14 protein-coding genes are annotated in these 18764 nt (G+C 68.4%); 10 read left to right on the forward strand and 4 right to left on the reverse strand.

Annotation, left to right across the window (positions count from 1 at the left end):
• Positions 1–12: 12 nt before the first annotated feature.
• The 3 genes from ACN8ZM_RS23050 to ACN8ZM_RS23060 are packed head-to-tail and all read right to left on the reverse strand — an operon-like array spanning position 13 to position 3140.
• Positions 13–1035: a cyclase family protein gene (locus ACN8ZM_RS23050; RefSeq protein WP_420212476.1), complete on the reverse strand. Its 1023-nt coding sequence runs from the start codon at positions 1033–1035 to the stop codon at positions 13–15.
• Between the two features lie 59 nt (positions 1036–1094).
• Positions 1095–2372, reverse strand: a complete 1278-nt coding sequence (locus tag ACN8ZM_RS23055) for a CaiB/BaiF CoA transferase family protein (RefSeq protein WP_205824740.1) — start codon at positions 2370–2372, stop codon at positions 1095–1097.
• Between the two features lie 18 nt (positions 2373–2390).
• Entirely contained in the window at positions 2391–3140 is a 750-nt protein-coding gene (locus ACN8ZM_RS23060; protein WP_420212477.1) for an IclR family transcriptional regulator, read from the reverse strand.
• A gap of 227 nt (positions 3141–3367) precedes the next feature.
• On the opposite strand from ACN8ZM_RS23060, the gene ACN8ZM_RS23065 reads away from it, so the two are divergent.
• The 3 genes from ACN8ZM_RS23065 (at position 3368) to ACN8ZM_RS23075 (ending at position 7026) form a co-directional block, all read left to right on the forward strand.
• Positions 3368–4276 carry an HpcH/HpaI aldolase/citrate lyase family protein gene (locus tag ACN8ZM_RS23065; protein WP_420212478.1) on the forward strand — a complete coding sequence of 303 codons (909 nt, stop codon included), beginning with the start codon at positions 3368–3370 and terminating at the stop codon, positions 4274–4276.
• Between the two features lie 159 nt (positions 4277–4435).
• Positions 4436–5509, forward strand: coding sequence for a porin (locus ACN8ZM_RS23070; protein ID WP_420212479.1), 1074 nt, complete (start codon positions 4436–4438; stop codon positions 5507–5509).
• A gap of 59 nt (positions 5510–5568) precedes the next feature.
• Positions 5569–7026, forward strand: coding sequence for an MmgE/PrpD family protein (locus ACN8ZM_RS23075; RefSeq protein ID WP_420212480.1), 1458 nt, complete (start codon positions 5569–5571; stop codon positions 7024–7026).
• Between the two features lie 70 nt (positions 7027–7096).
• Here ACN8ZM_RS23075 and ACN8ZM_RS23080 read toward each other — a convergent pair whose 3' ends face one another.
• On the reverse strand, positions 7097–8767 hold the full coding sequence (locus ACN8ZM_RS23080) for an acyl-CoA synthetase (protein WP_089453054.1): 1671 nt from the start codon (positions 8765–8767) through the stop codon (positions 7097–7099).
• A gap of 168 nt (positions 8768–8935) precedes the next feature.
• Between ACN8ZM_RS23080 and ACN8ZM_RS23085 the strand changes: the two genes are divergently transcribed.
• The 7 genes from ACN8ZM_RS23085 to ACN8ZM_RS23115 all read left to right on the forward strand — a co-directional run bounded on the left by ACN8ZM_RS23085 (position 8936) and on the right by ACN8ZM_RS23115 (position 18729).
• A complete protein-coding gene (locus ACN8ZM_RS23085; protein WP_043183591.1) occupies positions 8936–9691 on the forward strand; it encodes a Crp/Fnr family transcriptional regulator in 756 nt (251 codons plus the stop codon).
• Between the two features lie 228 nt (positions 9692–9919).
• Positions 9920–13087 (forward strand): efflux RND transporter permease subunit, encoded by a 3168-nt coding sequence (locus ACN8ZM_RS23090; protein ID WP_089453056.1) that lies wholly within the window; start codon positions 9920–9922, stop codon positions 13085–13087.
• A gap of 36 nt (positions 13088–13123) precedes the next feature.
• Positions 13124–14353: an efflux RND transporter periplasmic adaptor subunit gene (locus ACN8ZM_RS23095; protein ID WP_420212481.1), complete on the forward strand. Its 1230-nt coding sequence runs from the start codon at positions 13124–13126 to the stop codon at positions 14351–14353.
• 5 nt (positions 14354–14358) lie between these two features.
• Positions 14359–15882, forward strand: coding sequence for an efflux transporter outer membrane subunit (locus ACN8ZM_RS23100; protein ID WP_420212658.1), 1524 nt, complete (start codon positions 14359–14361; stop codon positions 15880–15882).
• A 28-nt stretch (positions 15883–15910) separates the two neighbouring features.
• Positions 15911–16606, forward strand: coding sequence for a heavy metal response regulator transcription factor (locus ACN8ZM_RS23105; protein WP_089453057.1), 696 nt, complete (start codon positions 15911–15913; stop codon positions 16604–16606).
• Complete coding sequence (locus ACN8ZM_RS23110; protein WP_043183585.1) at positions 16603–18042, forward strand: heavy metal sensor histidine kinase; 1440 nt, start codon at positions 16603–16605, stop codon at positions 18040–18042. The genes ACN8ZM_RS23105 and ACN8ZM_RS23110 overlap by 4 nt, the downstream gene beginning before the upstream one ends.
• Before the next feature lie 99 nt (positions 18043–18141).
• A complete protein-coding gene (locus ACN8ZM_RS23115) occupies positions 18142–18729 on the forward strand; it encodes a LysE family translocator (protein WP_043183583.1) in 588 nt (195 codons plus the stop codon).
• Positions 18730–18764: the final 35 nt, after the last annotated feature.

Below are 18764 nucleotides of genomic sequence, written 5' to 3' on the forward strand. Positions count from 1 at the left end.
GTCGCGCCGCGTTCAGACGGTCGCGACCGGATTGACCGGTGAGCCGACGAGGCCGCGCAAGTACAGCGGCGGCGCCGTCAGCAGGAAGCGATTGCGCCGGTGTTCGCGCAGCCAGCGCGCGAGCGGCGTGAGGTGCCACAGCTCGCCGAGATGGATGCCGAGCTTGAAGAGGCACAGCGCGTGCAGCGGCATCAGCGGCCCGCGTTCGGCACGCGGCAGCGGCGATCGCGGACGCTCTTCGACCGCGTGGTTGTCCGCGACCAGGGCGGCGAGCCCGGACACGTCGATCCATTCGAGCAAGCGGGGATCGTCGCCGTCGAGCACGCAGCAGGCGGCGTGCACGTCGAGCGCGCGGCCCGGCACCTCGGCGTCGAGCAGCAGGTCGGCGAAGCCGGTATGCAGGCAGACGATGTCGCCGCGCTCGACGACGACGTCGTCGGCCCGCATCACCGCCATGAGGTCGTCATATCCGACCTTGCGACGCGCATCGCCGAAATGATGCCGCAGGTCGATCATCACGCCGCGCCCCTGCACGCCGCTCGCGGCCATGTGCTCGATGCCGAGCGCACGGGCGCCGCCCACCTGCGCGCCGGCCTCGGGTACCCGCACGTGCTCGCCCATCCGGAAGCCGTTGTAGAACACCGCCTCCGCATCGCCATCGCCGTCCGCGTCGAACAGGCCGCCGACGTGCGACAGCGCGTCCCATTGCGTCGAGAACTGCGAATGCAGGCAGAACGCGTCGTCGCATACGACGTCCGTGGCATGCGCCACCTGCTCGTCCGCGCGATAGCCGAAGTACGGCTTGTCGTGCAGCAGCGCGGGCATGATCGCGGGCGGCCGCCGCCGCGCGTTGAGCCCGCCGCCGTGCGGCACGTCGAGCGGCAGGCTGAGCGAAAACACGCGGCCTTCCCGCACTTCGCGCACGCCCTCCAGTGTCTTCTGCGGCGTGAGCCAGTTGAGACGCCCTTTCTGGTCGTCGTCGCCAAAATCGCCCCAGTTCGAGCCGGGCGGCCGGTGGTTCCAGCGCGGGTTCATGTCGAAAGTCTCCTCGATTGTGTTTGTCGCGGGCCGTGGATGCACGTGCCCGTCCTTCGTCATCCGTGACAGATCACCCCGCGTTCGGCGAGGCGTGCGAATTCGCGCTCGCCCAGCAACGGCACGAGGATCTCGCGATTGTTTTCGCCGAGCCGCGGCGCCGGCCGCCGGAACGTGCCCGGCGTATGCGAGAAGCGCGGCGCGATGTTGTGCATCGGCAGCGTGCCGACGTCTTCGTCCGGCACGTTGACCAGCGCCTCACGACCTATCACGTAGTGGTCCTGAACAACTTGGCTAATATCATGGATCGGGCCGGCCGTGACGCCCGCCTCCTCGAAGAACGCGAGATTGTCGGCCAGATCGCGCGCCGCGATGAAGCCGCCGACGATCTCGTCGAGTTGCTGCGCATGCTGCACGCGCAGCACGTTGGTGCGATAGCGCGGATCGTCCACGAGATCGGGCCGCCCGATCGCGCGAAACAGGCGCTCCGCCATCGTCTGCGTCGAGCTCGACAGGCACAGCCACCGGTCGTCGCGCGTGCGATACGCATTGCGCGGCGCCGTGTTGGTGGAGCGGCTGCCCGTGCGCGGCTTGACCCTGCCGGTCATCGCATAGTTCGCCGCGGACGGCCCGAGGATCGACAGCAGCGGCTCGAACAACGACACGTCGATCACCTGGCCCGGCGCGTCGTTCGCGTCGCGCGCCCACAATCCGACCATCACGGCGATCGCGCCCGACAGGCCGGCCGTCATGTCGCCGAGAAACATCGGCGGCAGCACCGGTTCGCGGTCGGCGAAGCCGTTGATCGCCGCAAAGCCCGAGTAACCTTCCGCGAGTGTGCCGAAGCCGGGCTTGTGGCGGTACGGCCCCGTCTGTCCCCACCCGGAAATGCGGGCGATCACGAGCTTCGGGCGAACCGCGAGCAGCACGTCCGGGCCGAGGCCCATCTGCTCGAGTACGCCGGGCTTGAAGCTCTCGATGAACACGTCGGCATCGCGCACCAGCGCCAGCACGATGTCGATGCCTTCCGGCGTGCGCAGATCGACGCACACGCTGCGCTTGTTGCGCCCGTACACCTTCCAGTTCGTACTGATGCCGCCCGCGCCGACCGCACGCAGCGTATCGCCCTGCTCGGGCTCGACCTTGATGACGTCCGCGCCGAAATCCGCGAGCTGCACGCTCAGCATGTTGCCCGCCATCAGCCGCGACAGGTCGACCACGCGCACGCCCGACAACGGGCCGGCGGCATCGGCGTCGAACTGGCGGGCGTGGAGCGGGCCGATACGGCCCGCGTGACTGGCGCTCTCGATTCCGGCTTGCGCCAAGGGTTCCGACATGAAGATTCTCCTGGTGGATTAATCCTGCAATTCGCCCTGCGGGCCGATTGCCGCGGGCACGCTGGCCGACACCGGCAGATCGCCGCCCAGCGTATGGGTCAGTTCGCTCGCCGCGGCCTGCACGCGCGGCAGGTAATCGGCGAGCACCTTCTTGTTGAAGCGATAGCGCGGCACGCCCAGCGAAATCGCGCCGGCGAGCGAACGGCCTACCCCGAATACCGGGCAGGCGATCGCCGCGCTCTCCGGGTCGCGTTCCGCGATCGACACCGCGTAGCCTTGCTCGGCGGCCTTGTCGTAATCGCCGCCACGCGTGCCCGAGAACGCGAGCAGGATCCGGCCGGCCGCCCCGACCTCGAGCGGGAAACGGTCGCCTTCGCGCACGTTGGTGTGGACGGCACGCTGGGCATACGCGCGAAACAGGCAGACGCGCTCGTCGCCGTCGCGCACGTAGAACGCCGAGGTTTCAGCGGTTTCCTCAGACAGCCGCGTCAGTAACGGCACCGCGTGCTCGCGCAGCTGGAACGACTCGCGATACATCATGCCGAGATGGAAGGTGGCCGGCCCGAGCACATAGCGGCCGTCGGGCATGCGCTTGACGAACTGGAACATCTCGAGCGATTCGAACAGGCGCAGCAACGTGCTCATGTTGAGCCCCGTCGCCTCGCTGACCTGCGCGAGCATCAATCCGTTCGGCGCATCGCCGAACGCCAGCAGCGCCGACAACGCGCGATTGACGGCCGAAACGCCGCCATCTGCCTGAGCATTCATACCTACCTCGCAAAGAGAAACCGGGACGGACGGCATCGGGGCACATCCGCATAAAAACAAAAGTGATTTTCATTTTTATGGATGCGACTCGCCGTGTCAACAGGCAACGGATCGATCACCACCCACGAATCATCAGATTCCCGTTGTTTTTTCGGGTAAACCTCGATATTGACGAACCTTCGCGATCCGCACAAAAATGAAAGTCACTTTCATTTTTACGGATTACCATGAAAAACCTCACCTGCAACGCACCTGGCTGGCGCTCGCTGCTGTACGTGCCGGCCCACGTCCCGCGCTTCGTCGACAAGGCCGCGACGTGCGGCGCCGACGCGTTGCTGCTTGATCTCGAAGACAGCGTGCCGGCGGACCGGAAGGCGCTTGCGCGCGACGCACTGGCGGCGGCCGTACCGCGCCTGAAGGCCGCGGGCGGCGACGTGCTGGTCCGGGTCAACGGCTCGCTGCAATGCCTCGCGGACGACTTGCGCGCGGCGGTTGCCGCCGGGGCCGACGGCGTCGCGATCCCGAAGGTCCTCGGCGCGTCGCACCTCGAGGCGATCGACACGCTGCTCGGCGAACTGGAGGACGAACAGGGCGTCGCGCACGGCGCGATCCGCGTGATCGCGATGATCGAGACGCCCGGTGCGTTCGAGGCGAGAGCGCGGATCGCCCGCGCGTCGCAGCGCATCGCGGCGCTGATGCTCGGCGGCGGCGATTTCGCATTGCACTGCGAGAGCGACGCGAGCGCGGACGTGCTGAACGTGCCCAAGCAGCTGCTGGTCATCGCCGCGCGCGCGGCCGGCGTGCTGCCGCTTGGCCTCGCCGGCACGCCGGACTCGCTCGACGATCGCGAGGCATTCGCCCGCATGGCGCAACGCTCGAAGGCCATGGGATTCGCCGGCGCCACCTGCATCCACCCCGCGCAGGTGCCGATCCTGAACCGCGCATTCGCGCCCACCGACGACGAGATCCAGGCCGCGCAGACGCTGATCGACGCGTACGAAGCCGCGTGCACGGATGGGCGCGGCGCGCTGCGCGTCGGCGGAAAGATGGTCGACGCGCCGGTAGTCGAGCGCGCACGACGTGTGCTCGCGCGGCGCCAGGCGCAGCCGGGCGACGCGCAGGGCGCGCCCCGCTAGCGCCCGTTCACGCACGCGGCGTGCTGGCGAACGTGCGTCGCCGGCCGCCACGCGGCGGTACCCGTCGCCGCTCCGGCCGGCGCGTCGTGCGTCTCGCACGCCGGCCGCCGCGTCGACTCGCATGACTGACACAACAACATCAAAAAACAGGAGACAACGATGAAGAAGAAGCTGTTCGCCTTGTGCGGCCTCGGGGTGGCCTCCGCCACCGCGAGCGCCCAAGGCAGCCTGACGCTGTACGGCGTCGCCGACATCTACCTCGAGACCCTCACGCACCAGAACGCCGCCACGCCGGGCGGCTCCGGGTCGCTCGTGCGAATGGGCTCGGGCGGCAAAAGCGGCTCCCGCTGGGGCATCAAGGGCTCGGAAGCGCTCGGTGGCGGCTGGCAGGCCGTGTTCCGGCTGGAAAGCGGGATCAACCTCAACAGCGGCACCAATTCCGGCGGCTTCGATCGTTCCGCGTGGGTCGGGCTGCAAAACGACAGGTGGGGCACGCTGCGCCTCGGCCGCCAGTACACGACGCTGTTCGACGTGATGGAACACTATTCGCCGACCATCGCGTACTCGACGATCTACGAGCCCGCCGGCGCGATCGTCGGCCTGAACTTCCGCGAGAACAGCATGGCGAAGTACCGCGTGACCTTCGGGCCGGTCGCGATCCAGGCGCACTACTCGTTCGGCGGCACGCCGGGATCGTTTCGCAGCGGCGCGGCCTCGGGGATCGGCTTCGAATACACGGGGCCGGCGCTGTCGGTGGCCGCCGCCTACGACAACGTCAACGGCACGCAGCCCGCCGACATCACCCATTTCCGGCGTTATGCGGCCTCCGCGATCTATACGGTGGGCGCGGCGCAACTGATCGCGGGCTTCACCCATGCGAACGGCACGGTGACGACACCCGGCGTGGTCACGCGCTTCAACTTCTACTGGCTCGGTACGCGTTACCAGGTCTCGCCCGTGCTGCAGGTGATCGGCGCGTTCTACTACGAGGACATCGGCAAGCAGAATCCCGCGGCCGGCCAGCCGGCCCCGGATCCCGAGAACCCGAAGCAGATCACGGTGCAGTTCAACTACGCGCTGTCGAAAGCCACCACGCTTTATCTGACCAGCGGCTACGCATGGCGCGCCGCGCTCGATTTCGACAACTACAACTACCGCATCCTCAACTATTCGCTCGCCAGCAACCGCAACAGTTCGCTCGGCGTCGCCGTCGGCATGCGCAAGCTGTTCTAGCGCCCCGCCCGACTGCCGTGCGCACGTTTTCCGACCACTCCTTCCCGATGCTCCAGAACATGAACCGACGTCACTTCCTGTCCACCCTGACCAGCGCCGCCGTCGCGGGCGCCCTGCCGTTGCGCACGTATGCGCAGACGCCCGCCTCGCCCGACAACCTCGCCCATCGGCTGGCCGACTACGCCGCCTCGCTCCGTTACGAGGATCTCGACGCGGCCACCGTCGAGACCGTCAAATCACATTTCATCGACGCGCTCGGCTGCGCGATCGCGGCCCACGACGAAGCGCCGGTCCGCATCGCCCGACAGGTTGCGCTCGCAACGGGCGGCGGCTCGTCGACGCTGCTCGGCACCGCGCAACGCACGACGCCCGATCTCGCCGCCTTCGCCAACGGCGCCGCGCTCCGCTACTTCGATCTCAACGACGCGTACGCGGGCAAGGAAACCGGCCATCCGAGCGACAACGTCGCGCCGTGCCTGGCCGTGGCCGAAGCGCAGCGCGGCAGCGGCCGCGACCTGATCCTCGCGATCGCGCTGGCCTACGAGATCAATTGCCGCCTGATGGACGCGGCCGCGATCAGCCCGCGCGGCTGGGACCACACGTGCTACAGCCTGCCTGCCGTCGCGCTCGCGACCGGCCGGCTGATGGCCTTGACCCGGCCGCAGCTCGTGCAGGCCGTGAATCTGGCAATCAACGGACACATGGCCCTCAACCAGACGCGGATCCAGGAACTGTCGAACTGGAAGGCGCTGGCCGATGCGGACGCCGCGCGCAACGCGATCTTCGCGACGCGCCTGGCACGCGAGGGATTGACCGGCCCGTCGCCGATCTTCGAGGGCAACGCCGGCTTCTTCCGGCAGATCTCGGGGGCATTCGACGTCGACCTGACGCAGTTCGGCGGGCGCGGCGGGCATTTCCGCATCAACGACTGCATCGTGAAGTTCTACCCGGCGCAGGGGCTCACGCAGACGTCGATTCCCGCGGCGATCGACGTCGCCGCGCAAGTCGGCGATCTCGGGCGGATCCGCAGCATCGAGGTCGCGACGACGCGGGTCGGTTATGTCACCGCGGGCAAGGACCGGCAAAAATGGGCGCCCGAAACCAGCGAGACGGCCGATCACAGCCTGCCCTACATCGTCGCGCGTGCGATGCTCGACGGCGACATCACGACCGCCAGCTACACGCCGGCGGCGCTGCGCGACCCGAAACTGCACGCACTGATCGAACGGATCACGGTCGTGGAAGACCCCGCGCTGACGGCGCGCTTTCCGCAATACGCGCCGAATCGCGTGACCGCCGTGACCGACGACGGGCGCCGGTTCACGCGGGAAGTCGACGACCTGCCGGGCTTTCCGCACCATCCGATGACGCGCGCGAATTTCGAAACCAAGTTCGCGAAGTGCGTCCAGACCTACTGGAAGCCTGCGCAAACGCGCCGCGCGCTCGGCTGGCTGTGGCATCTCGACGAACAGCCGGACGTGACGGCGCTGCCCGCGCTGATGACGATCCGTGCCTGAACGACGGCGGCCCGGCGGCCCGGCCGCCGGCTCGTCGACGTGCGACCGCCGGCGCAGCGAGCCTGGCGGATTACTGCGTCTTCTTGCCCGGCACGTCGCCGCCCGCCAGATCAATTGCCTTGTCCGATCCCACCGCATTGCGCAGCTGGAATTTCTGGATCTTGCCGGTCGACGTTTTCGGCAGTTCGCCGAACCGCACGGCCTTCGGCACCTTGAAGCCCGCGAGCAGCTGCTTGCAATGCGCGACGATCTCCGCCTCGGTCGCGCTCGCGCCTTCGCGCAGCTCGACGAATGCGCACGGCACCTCGCCCCATTTCGGGTCGGGCATCGCGACGACGGCCGCGACCGCCACCGCCGGATGCCGGTACAGCGCATCCTCGACCTCGATGCTCGAAATGTTCTCGCCGCCCGAGATGATGATGTCCTTCTTGCGATCCTTGATCCGGATATAGCCGTCCGGCATCAGCACCGCGAGATCGCCGGTATGGAACCAGCCGCCGTGGAACGCGTCGTCGGTCGCCTTCGGGTTCTTCAGGTAGCCCTTCATGCAGATGTTGCCGCGGAACATGATCTCGCCGAGTGTCTCGCCGTCGGCCGGCACCGGCGCCATCGTGTCGGGATCGAGCACCGTCGCGCCCGCTTCCAGGTGATAGCGCACGCCCTGGCGCGCATTGAGCCGCGCGCGATCCTCGTCGCCCAGTTCCTCCCAGTGCGACTGCTTCGCGCACACGGTCGCCGGGCCGTAGACCTCGGTCAGCCCGTACACGTGCAGCAGGTCGAAGCCGATCTCCTTCATCTTCGCGATCACGGCCGGCGCGGGCGCCGCACCCGCGACCATCGCGTGCACCGTGTGGTCGATGCCTTCGCGGAATTCGGCCGGCGCGTTCGCGATCGCGCTCTGCACGATCGGCGCACCGCAGTAGTGCGTGATGCGTTCGCGGCGGATCAGGTCGAACACCGTCTTCGCGTCGAACTTGCGCAGGCAGACGTTCACGCCCGCGCGCGCCGCAACGGCCCACGGGAAGCACCAGCCGTTGCAATGGAACATCGGCAGCGTCCACAGGTAGACGGCGTGCTTCGGCATGTCCCATTCGAGGATGTTGCTGATCGCCGCGAGATAGGCGCCGCGATGGTGATAGACGACGCCCTTCGGGTCGCCGGTCGTGCCGGACGTGTAGTTCAGCGCGATCGCATCCCATTCGTCGGCGGGCGGCGTCCATGCGTAGTCGGCGTCGCCGCTTGCGACGAGCGCCTCATAATCCGTCGCGCCCGCGAAACGGGCGGGGTCGGCCGGCATCGCGTCGGCCACGCTGACGATCTTCAGGCCCGGCACCTCGAGCGCCGCGCGATGCGCGAACTCCGCGTATTCGGTATCGACGATCAGCACCTTCGCTTCGCCATGACGCAGCATGAACAGCACCGACGACACGTCGAGCCGCGTGTTGATCGTGTTCAGCACGGCGCCGGCCATCGGCACGCCGAAGTGCGCCTCGACCATCGCCGGGATGTTCGGCAGCATCGCCGCGACCGTGTCGCCGCGTTCGACGCCGAGCCGCGCGAGCGCGCTCGCCAGTTGCTTCGCGCGCGTGTAGGTCTCGCCCCAGGTGCGCCGCACGTCGCCGTGCACGATCGCGAGGCGCTCGCCGTAGACTTCGGCCGTCCTGACCAGGAAGTCGATCGGGGTGAGCGGCACGTAATTCGCGTCGCGGCGGCCGAGTCCGGCCTCGAACATCTGCGTCATGATCCTGTCTCCCGTGTCCTGTCGACCGGGGCACAGCCACCCCGGATCGTTTTGATGTGGTTCAATTGCCGACAGCCTAACGGGCGCTATTGTGAGCCGTCTGTCATCGAAACGACAGAGTGCCTTTCACGCGCTGCGCGTTATCCCTATCCTCGCAAACCCGCACCCATGCACGACCCTCTCGCTGCCCCGCCCGACGCGCCCGCCCACCCGGCCGACGCCCTTCCCGAACCGGGCCCGCTGCCGCCGCTGGCCACGCTGTTCGGCCAATGCGCGTGGTTCCGCACGCTCGCGCCCGAGCACCAGGCGCTCGTGCTCGCCCAGTCGCGCGTCGAGCAGTGCGAGGCCGGCGACGTGATCGCCCACCGGCTCGCGCCGTCCGAATACTGGATCGGCGTACACCGCGGGCTGCTGAAGCTCGCGATCTTCAATGCGTCGGGGCGCGGCTGCACGTTCTCCGGCGTGCCGTCGGGCGGCTGGTTCGGCGAAGGCAGCGTGATCAAGCGCGAGCTGCGCAAGTACGAGGTCGTCGCGATCCAGCGCTCGACCGTGCTGTTCGTGCCGGTCGACACGTTCCACGCGCTGCTCGACACGAGCCTGCCGTTCACGCGCTTCGTGATCCACCAGTTGAACAACCGGATGGGCGAATTCATCGCGTCGATCCAGAACAGCCGACTGCTGGATGTCGACGCCCGCGTCGCGCAGGCGCTCACGCAACTGTTCAACCCCGACCTGTATCCGGACACCGGCCCGTCGCTGTCGATTTCGCAGGAGGAACTGGGGATGCTCGTCGGCGTATCGCGGCAGCGGATCAACCAGGCGCTGCAGCAGCTCGAGAAGCTCGGCGCGCTGCGGCTCGCGTACAACCAGATCGACGTCGTCGACCTGGGGGCGCTCGCGCGCGTCGGGATGGAGCAGATCTGAGCGCGGGCCGATGAACGAAAGCGCCGCCGACGCAGCCGGGGCGTCCGGCATCGCGGCCGTTTTCCGGCCAGCGCGCGGCCGTGCGTTTCCTCTGCTGAATCGGCCGCGGGCCCCCACGCGCCAACCTGACAATTCCGCCAGTTTCGCGACAGTAACCCGTTCCACGCCGACGCCTATCATTCGGGTTCCAATTACCCACGCCTGATCACCGCCTGTCCCGCTGCCTCCATGTGGATCGTCAATCTCGCGCTCAAGCGCCCCTACACGTTCATCGTCATGGCCATCATGATCGTGCTGGCCACCCCGCTTGCGCTGATGCGCACGCCGGTCGACGTGCTGCCCGCGATCAACATTCCCGTGATCAGCGTGATCTGGAATTACGGCGGCTTCTCCGCGACGGAGATGACGAACCGCATCACGTCCGTCCATGAGCGGATCCTGACGACGACCGTCAACAACATCCAGCACGTCGAATCGACGTCGCTGCCCGGAATCGCGGTCGTGAAGGTGTTCCTGCAGCCGGGCGCGAACGTGCAGACGGCGATCGCGCAAACGGTCTCGTCGGCGCAGGCGATCGTGCGGCAGATGCCGCAAGGCGCGACGCCGCCGCTCGTGATCACCTATTCGGCGTCGAGCATTCCGGTGATCCAGCTCGGGCTGTCGAGCAAGACGCTCAGCGAACAGTCGCTCGCCGACATCGCGCTCAACTTCCTGCGCCCGCAGCTGATCACGGTGCCGGGCGTGCAGATTCCGTTCCCGTACGGCGGCCGCACGCGGGTGGTCGCGATCGACCTCGATCCGCAGGCGCTGCTCGCGAAGGGGCTCACGCCCGCCGACATCGTCAACGCGGTCAACGCGCAGAACCTCGTGCTGCCGACCGGCACCGCGAAGATGGGCCAGACCGAATACCGGATCGACACGAACGCGTCGGCCGACACCATCGCCGACATCAACAACCTGCCGATCCAGACCGTCAACGGCGCGACCACCTACCTGCGTGAAGTGGCATCGGTACGCGACGGCTTCGCGCCGCAGACCAACGTCGTGCGTCAGAACGGCCAGCGCGGCGTGCTCATCTCGATCCTGAAAAGCGGCGACGCGTCGACGCTCAAGGTCGTGGCGGACCTGAAGGCGCTGCTGCCGAAGGTGATCCCGACCCTGCCCGAAGGGCTCACGATCACGCCGCTGTTCGACCAGTCGGTGTTCGTCAACGCGGCCGTCCAGGGCGTGATCCACGAGGCGCTGATCGCCGCCGTGCTGACCGCGATGATGATCCTGCTGTTCCTCGGCAACTGGCGCAGCACGCTGATCATCGCGATCTCGATCCCGCTGTCGATCTTCACGTCGCTGATCGCGCTGTCCGCGCTCGGCGAGACCATCAACATCATGACGCTCGGCGGGCTCGCGCTCGCGGTCGGGATTCTCGTGGACGACGCGACCGTCACGATCGAGAACATCGAGCGGCATCTGCATCTCGGCACCAACCTGCACGACGCGATCCTCGAAGGCGCGGGCGAGATCGCGGTGCCCGCGTTCGTGTCGACGCTGTGCATCTGCATCGTGTTCGTGCCGATGTTCTTCCTGACCGGCGTCGCGCGCTTCCTGTTCGTGCCGCTCGCGGAAGCGGTCGTGTTTGCGATGCTCGCGTCGTACGTGCTGTCGCGCACGCTGGTGCCGACGCTCGCGATGCTGCTGTTCCGCCCGCAGCAGGCCAGCACCGGCCCCGACCATTCGACGTCGCGCTTCGCGCGCATCCATCACGCGTTCAACGACGCGTTCGAACGGCTGCGCGCGTGGTACATCGTGCTGCTCAGCATCCTGCTGGTACGCCGCCGCTTCTACGCGATGTGCTTCCTCGGCTTCTGCGTGCTGTCGACGGGCCTCGTGTTCGTGCTCGGCCGCGACTTCTTCCCGAATGCCGATTCCGGCAACATCCGGCTGCACATGCGCGCGCCGACCGGCTACCGGATCGAGGAAACCGCGCGCCTCGCCGACCAGGTCGAGCGCGTGATCCGCGAAACCGTGCCGCCGGACGAACTCGGCGCGATCGTCGACAACCTCGGCCTGCCGGCGAGCGGCATCAACCTGTCGTACAGCAACGCCGGCACGATCGGCACGCTCGACGGCGAGCTGCTGATCGCGTTGAAGCCCGGCCACCGCGCGACCCAGCACTACGTGCAGGCGCTGCGCACGGTGCTGCCCGAGCGCTTCCCGGGCGTCGAGTTCTTCTTCCAGCCGTCGGACATCATCACGCAGATCCTCAACTTCGGCCAACCGGCCGCGATCGACCTGCAGGTGCTCGGCAACGATCTCGCGAGTAACATGACTATCGCGAGCAGCCTGATGAAAAAGTTCAGGCAAATCCCCGGCGCCGTCGACGTGCACGTGCTGCAACGCAACGACGAGCCGACCCTGCTGGCCGACATGGACCGTACGCGCATGCAGCAGCTCAACCTCTCCGCGCAGAACGTCGCGCAGAACATGCTGATCTCGCTGTCCGGCAGTGCTCAGACCACGCCGTCGTTCTGGATCAACCCGCGCACCGGTGTCCAGTACCCGCTGCAGATCCAGACCCCGCAATACAGCATCTCGTCGGTCGACGACCTGCTCGGCACGCCGATCTCGGCGAGCGGCCGCACGGGCATGCCGCTGCAACTGCTCGGCAACCTCGTGCAGGTGCGCAGCACCGCGAACCCGGCCGTGATCACGCACTACAACATCCGCCCGGCGATCGACGTGTACGTGAGCGTCGAAGGCCGCGACCTCGGCGCGGTCGCGGGCGAGATCGACCGCATCGTGTCCGATGCGCGCGCGACGCTGCCGCGCGGCACCGAGCTGACGATGCGCGGCCAGATCGAGACGATGCGCACGTCGTATATCGGCCTCGGCGCGGGCGTCGCGATGGCGATCGTGCTGGTCTACCTGCTGATCGTCGTCAATTTCCAGTCGTGGCTCGACCCGCTGATCATCATCAGCGCGATGCCGGCCGCGCTCGCCGGCATCGTCTGGATGCTGTTCATCACCGGCACGCACCTGAGCGTGCCCGCGTTGACCGGCGCGATCATGACGGTGGGCGTCGCGACCGCGAACAGCATCCTGGTCGTATCGTTTGCGCGCCAGCGTCTCGCGGCCGGCGCGCCGCCGCTCACGGCCGCGCTGGAAGCCGGCGCGACGCGGATCCGGCCGGTGCTGATGACGGCGCTCGCGATGATCATCGGGATGGTGCCGATGGCGCTCGGTCTCGGCGAAGGCGCCGAGCAGAACGCGCCGCTCGGCCGCGCGGTGATCGGCGGGCTGCTGTTCGCGACCGTGTCGACCTTGCTGTTCGTGCCGCTCGTGTTCGGCGGCGTGCATGCGCGGCTGGCCCGCCGGCGCGCGCGCCAGGCCGGACACTGACTTTCGTCCCACTACCCGGTTGATTTGGTTGAATTCATGGAAGAGAAACATCACAGCTCCGTCGGCATCCAGGTGGACGAACATGGCATGCACCTGCCGTCGCGCACGTCGGTGTCGCGACGCGGACGCATCGTCCTGATCGTGATCGGCGTGCTGCTGGCCGCCGGCGCCGCGCGCACGGTCGTCGTCAACGTGCTGAACCACAACCGGCTCGATGCGGTCGCCGAGCAGAACACGCGCCAATACGTGACCGTCGTGCATCCGGTCGATGCGGCCACCGGCGGCAAGCTGACGCTGCCCGGCACGTTGCGCGGCTTCGTCGAGGCGCCGATCTACGCCCGCGCGAGCGGCTACGTGCTGCGCTGGCAGGCCGACATCGGCGCGCACGTGAAACAGGGGCAACTGCTCGCCGAACTCGACACACCCGAGCTGAACCAGGAGCTCGCGCAGGCCACCGCACAGCGCCAGCAGGCGCAAGCCGCACTCGCGCTCGCGAAGACGTCGTTCGACCGCGCGCAGCAACTGCGCCAGCGCGACGCCGTCTCGCAGCAGGAACTGGACGACCGGCAAGGCGCGTTCAACCAGGGCACCGCGAACCTCGCCGCGGCCGATGCGAACATGCGCCGCCTCACCGAGCTGAAAGGCTTCCAGCGGATCGTCGCGCCGATCGACGGGATCGTCACGCAGCGCAACGTCGATGTCGGCGATCTCGTCAGTTCCGGCAACGCGGGCCGCTCGCTGTTCACGGTCGTACAGGCGGACCGGCTGCGCCTCTATGTGCAGGTGCCGCAGGCGTACGCGCAGCAGGTGAAGGTCGACCAGCACGTGAGCGTCGCGCAGGCCGAGCTGCCGGGCCGGACCTTCGACGGGACGATCACGCGCACGTCCGAGGCGATCGACGTCGCGACGCGCTCGTTGCAGATCGAAATCACGCTGCCGAACCCGGACGGGCGGCTGCTGCCCGGCGCCTATGTCCAGGCGACGCTGCCGATGACGCCGGTCGGCCGCCTGCAGGTGCCGGCCAATACGTTGCTGTTCCGCGCCGAAGGCCCGACGGTCGCGACCGTCGACGCGAACGGCCAGGTGCGCCTGAAACCGGTGACGGTCGTGCGCACGATCGGGCAGACGCTCGAGGTCGATGGTCCGATCACGCCGAACGACCGCCTCGTCACGAACCCGAGCGACGCGCTCGCGAACGGCGATCAGGTGATCGTCTCGGCGCCGGCCGCGAAGCCAGCCTCCGGCGCCGCGGAGGCGAAGTCGTGATCGCGATGCGCATCCGCCGGCGGCCCGCCGCCGCTGCCACGTCGGTCGCCACGGCCGTTGCGCTCACGGCCGCGCTCGCCGGCTGCACGGTCGGCCCCGATTACAAGCGGCCCGACGTCGCCACGCCGGCCGCGTGGCGGCTCGACCCGGCCGATGCGTACTGGCATCCGGCCGCGCCGGCCCGCGCGCCGCTCGACCCGGCATGGTGGACCGCGTTCGGCGATCCGCAGCTCGATGCGCTGGAAGCCGACGCGCTGCGCAACAACCAGAACCTGAAGGCCGTCGCCGCGCGCTACGACCAGGCGAAGGCGACGCTCGCATCGGTCGCGTCGGCGCAGTATCCGGCCGTCGGCCTGAACGCGAGCGGCCAGCGCTTCAAGATCTCGTCCGACCGGCCGCAAACCAACTACGCGACGCAAAGCACGTCGACCGTGCAGAACGACATCCAGGTCGGCGCGGCCGTCAGCTACGAACTCGACCTGTTCGGCCGCGTGCGGCGCAGCGTCGAATCGGCGCAGGCGACCACCGAGCAGGCCCGCGACGATTTCGCGAACGCGCGCCTGGTGCTGACCGCCGATCTCGCGTCGAGCTATTTCGCGCTGCGCGAATTCGATACCGAGATCGACGTCGTCAAGCGCTCGATCGACCTGCAACAAAAGGCGCTCGACTACGTAAGCGCACGCCACGACCTCGGCGCGGTATCGGGCCTCGATCTGCTGCAACAGCGCGCGCAGCTCGACGCGACGCGCACCCAGGCGCAGTTGCTGCTCCAGCAGCGCGTGCAGGTCGAAACGGCGATCGCGACGCTGGTCGGCACGCCGGCCCCCACTTTCTCGATCGCGCCGCGCGTCGTACCGATCAACGCGCCGGCGCTGCCGACCGGCCTGCCGAGCGACGTGCTGCAGCGGCGCCCCGACGTCGCGTCGGCCGAACGCGCGATGGCCGCCGCGAATGCGCAGATCGGCGTCGCGCGCGCCGCGTATTTCCCGCGCATCATGCTGTCGCCCGATATCGGCTGGGACGCGACGCGCTTCGCGGGGCTGTTTACCGTACCGGCGTTGCTGTGGTCGGTCGGCGGGTCGCTCAGCCAGCCGCTGTTCGAGGGCGGCAAGCTGAAGGCCGGCGTCGATTTCGCGCAGGCCGGCTATGTCGCCGCGCAGGCCAGCTACCGGCAGACCGTGCTCACCGCGTTCCAGGAGGTGCAGAATGCGGTCACGGGATTGTCGGTGCTCGCCGAGGCGGCGCAGCAGGCGTCCGCCGCCGTCGACGACGCGCGCAAGCTCGTGTCGCTCGCGCAGGATCGCTACGCGGGCGGCCTGACGCCGTTCATCGACGTGCTGACGGCCGAACAGCAGTTGCTGACGAGCGAGCGGCAGGCCGTGCAGATCCAGGGCCAGCGCGCGGCGCTCGTCGTGTTTCTCGCGAAGGCGCTGGGCGGCGGCTGGGATGGCCATGCTGCGGGTGGCCCGGCACCGGCCGAGGTCGCCACGACCGCCCCGGCGCCGGCGCCGGCACACCCGAGCCCTTAACCGGATTACCCGGACAACGGATTCGAACATGAAAGTCCTGATCGTCGAAGACGAACCGAAAGTCGTCGAATACCTGAAGAGCGGCCTGACCGAAGAAGGCTGGGTCGTCGACACCGCACTCGACGGCGAAGACGGCGCATGGAAAGCCGTCGAATTCGACTACGACGTGGTCGTGCTCGACGTGATGCTGCCGAAGCTCGACGGCTTCGGCGTGCTGCGTGCATTGCGCGCGCAGAAGCAGACGCCCGTCATCATGCTGACCGCGCGCGACCGCGTCGACGACCGCGTGCGCGGGCTGCGCGGCGGCGCCGACGACTACCTGACCAAGCCGTTCTCGTTCCTGGAACTGATCGAACGGCTGCGCGCGCTGACGCGCCGCGCGCGCGTGCAGGAATCGACGCTGATCTCGATCGGCGACCTGCGGGTCGACCTGATCGGCCGCCGCGCCACGCGCGACGGCACGCGCCTCGACCTGACCGCGCAGGAATTCCAGTTGCTCGGCGTGCTCGCGCGGCGCAGCGGCGAGGTGCTGTCGAAGACGACGATCGCCGAACTCGTGTGGGACGTGAACTTCGACAGCAACGCGAACGTCGTCGAGACGGCCATCAAGCGCCTGCGCGCAAAACTCGACGGCCCGTTCACGGACAAGCTGCTGCACACGATCCGCGGCATGGGCTACGTGCTCGAAGCGCGCGAGGACGGCGACGGCGAGAGGCCCGCATGAAACGCTCGATCGTCCGGCGGCTGTCCGCGATGTTCGGCATCGTGTCGCTGCTCGTCTTCACGCTGGTGGGCTGCGGGCTGTTCGTGATGATGGAGCGCCAGCTGTTCGCCGAGCTGCGCGCGACACTCGACACGCGCACCAAGGTCGCCGAGATGATCGTGTCGCATGCGCTCACGCCCCAGCGCGGGCGTCTCATGCAGGAAAAGCTCGCCGACCTCGAACCGCCCGACGGCTCGACGCGCTACCAGGTCGACAGCCCGAATCCGGACTTCCGCTTCGGCACGCCCGTCGACGGCGTGCCCGTCGGCGCGCCGTTCGGCGCATTCCAGCAATACGCACTGAATCACAGCACCTACGACGTGATGACGAAGACCGTCACGGTGGCCGGTGCCGGCGAGCGGCCGACGCTGAAGCTGATCGTCGCCAGTTCGTGCGAGCGCACGCAGCGGATGCTGCGCCGCTTCGGCTGGACACTCGCCGGGCTGATCACGATCGCGACGATCATTGCGCTGCTGCTGAGCCGCGCGGTCGCCCGCTTCGGGCTCGCGCCGCTCGACCGGCTGTCGCAGGACGCCTCGGCGATCAGCCTCGCGAACCGCCGCCAGCGCCTGCAGACCGACGCGCTGCCGGCCGAGCTGCGCGACCTCGCCACCTCGTTCAACGGTGCGCTCGACCGTATCCAGCAAACCTACGCGCGGCTCGAAGCGTTCAACGCGGACGTTGCGCACGAGCTGCGCACGCCGATCAGCATCCTGATCGGCCAGACCCAGGTCGCGCTGACCAGCCGCGACCGCACGGTCGAGCGGATGCAGCAGACGCTGCAGTCGAACCTCGAGGAATTCGAGCGGCTGCGCGTGATCATCAACGACATGCTGTTCCTGTCGCGCAGCGACCGCGGCGAACGCGCGACCGACCTGAAGGACGTGTCGCTCGCCGACGAGGTGCGGCGCATGCTCGACTTCCTCGAAATCCCGCTCGACGAAGCGCAGTTGCGCGCCGAGCTGCACGGTGATGCGCGCGCGGCCGTCGATCCGTCGCTGTTCCGCCGCGCGATGACGAACCTGCTGATCAACGCGATCCAGCATTCGGCGCCGGGCGCGACGGTCAGCGTGACGATCGTGCGGCGCGACACGCTCGTCGAGATGTCCGTCGCGAACCCCGGCGAGCCGATCGACCCCGTCCGGCGCTCGCACGTGTTCGAGCGCTTCTACCGGCTCGAGGAAGCCCGTGCGAACAGCAAGGAGAACCACGGGCTCGGGCTGTCGATCGTCAAGGCCGTCGCCGAGATGCACGGTGGCAGCGTATTCGTCGCCTGTTCGGGCGGCATCAACACGTTCGGGTTCTCGGTCTCGACGCAACCCTGTGCCGGCGGCCCGCTGCGCCCGGCCGACCTGCACGACACCCGGCCGGCGCACGCGCCGCGCGCCCTGCACTGACGGCGGCCGCGCGCCGCCGAGGGGAGTTTTCTTCAATACGGGCCGGTGCGGCTCCCGTAGTCTCGATGCGACTTTCGATCTTTCGCATGGAGATATCCAATGAGCATGCTGGTTTCGATGGCCGCGTTCGCGCTCGCCTCGTCGATCACCCCTGGCCCCGTCAACATCGTCGCGCTCAGTGCGGGCGCGCGCCACGGCCTCGGCGCGAGCCTGCGTTATGCGGCCGGCGCGACGCTCGGCTTCGTCGCGCTGTTCCTGCTGATCGGCCTCGGGCTGCACGAAGCGCTCGCGCGCTGGCCCGTGCTGACGACCGCCACGCAGTGGTCGGGCATCGCGTTCCTGCTGTATATGGCGCTGCGACTCGCGCTCGATGACGGCCGGCTGTCGGCCGACCCGGACGTGGCCGGCCCGTCGGCCGCGTCCGGCGCGGCGCTGCAGTGGCTGAATCCGAAGGCATGGCTCGCGTGCGTGGCCGCGATGGGCGCGTATGCGGCCGACGGCGACCGCGCGCTGGTCTGGCAGTTCGCCGCGCTGTATCTCGTGATCTGCTTCGCGTCGATCGCGTGCTGGGGGTACGCGGGCGCGTCGCTGCAGCACCGGCTCGCGAACGCGCGGCGCATGCGCGTGTTCAACCGGCTGATGGCGCTGCTGCTGGCCGGCAGTGCGCTCTATCTGCTCGACATCTGACGCAGGCCGTGTCGGAAACGGGCGGCGGCCGGCGT

The sequence above is a fragment of the Burkholderia aenigmatica genome, from assembly GCF_048627025.1.
Classification (GTDB): Bacteria; Pseudomonadota; Gammaproteobacteria; order Burkholderiales; family Burkholderiaceae; genus Burkholderia; species Burkholderia aenigmatica.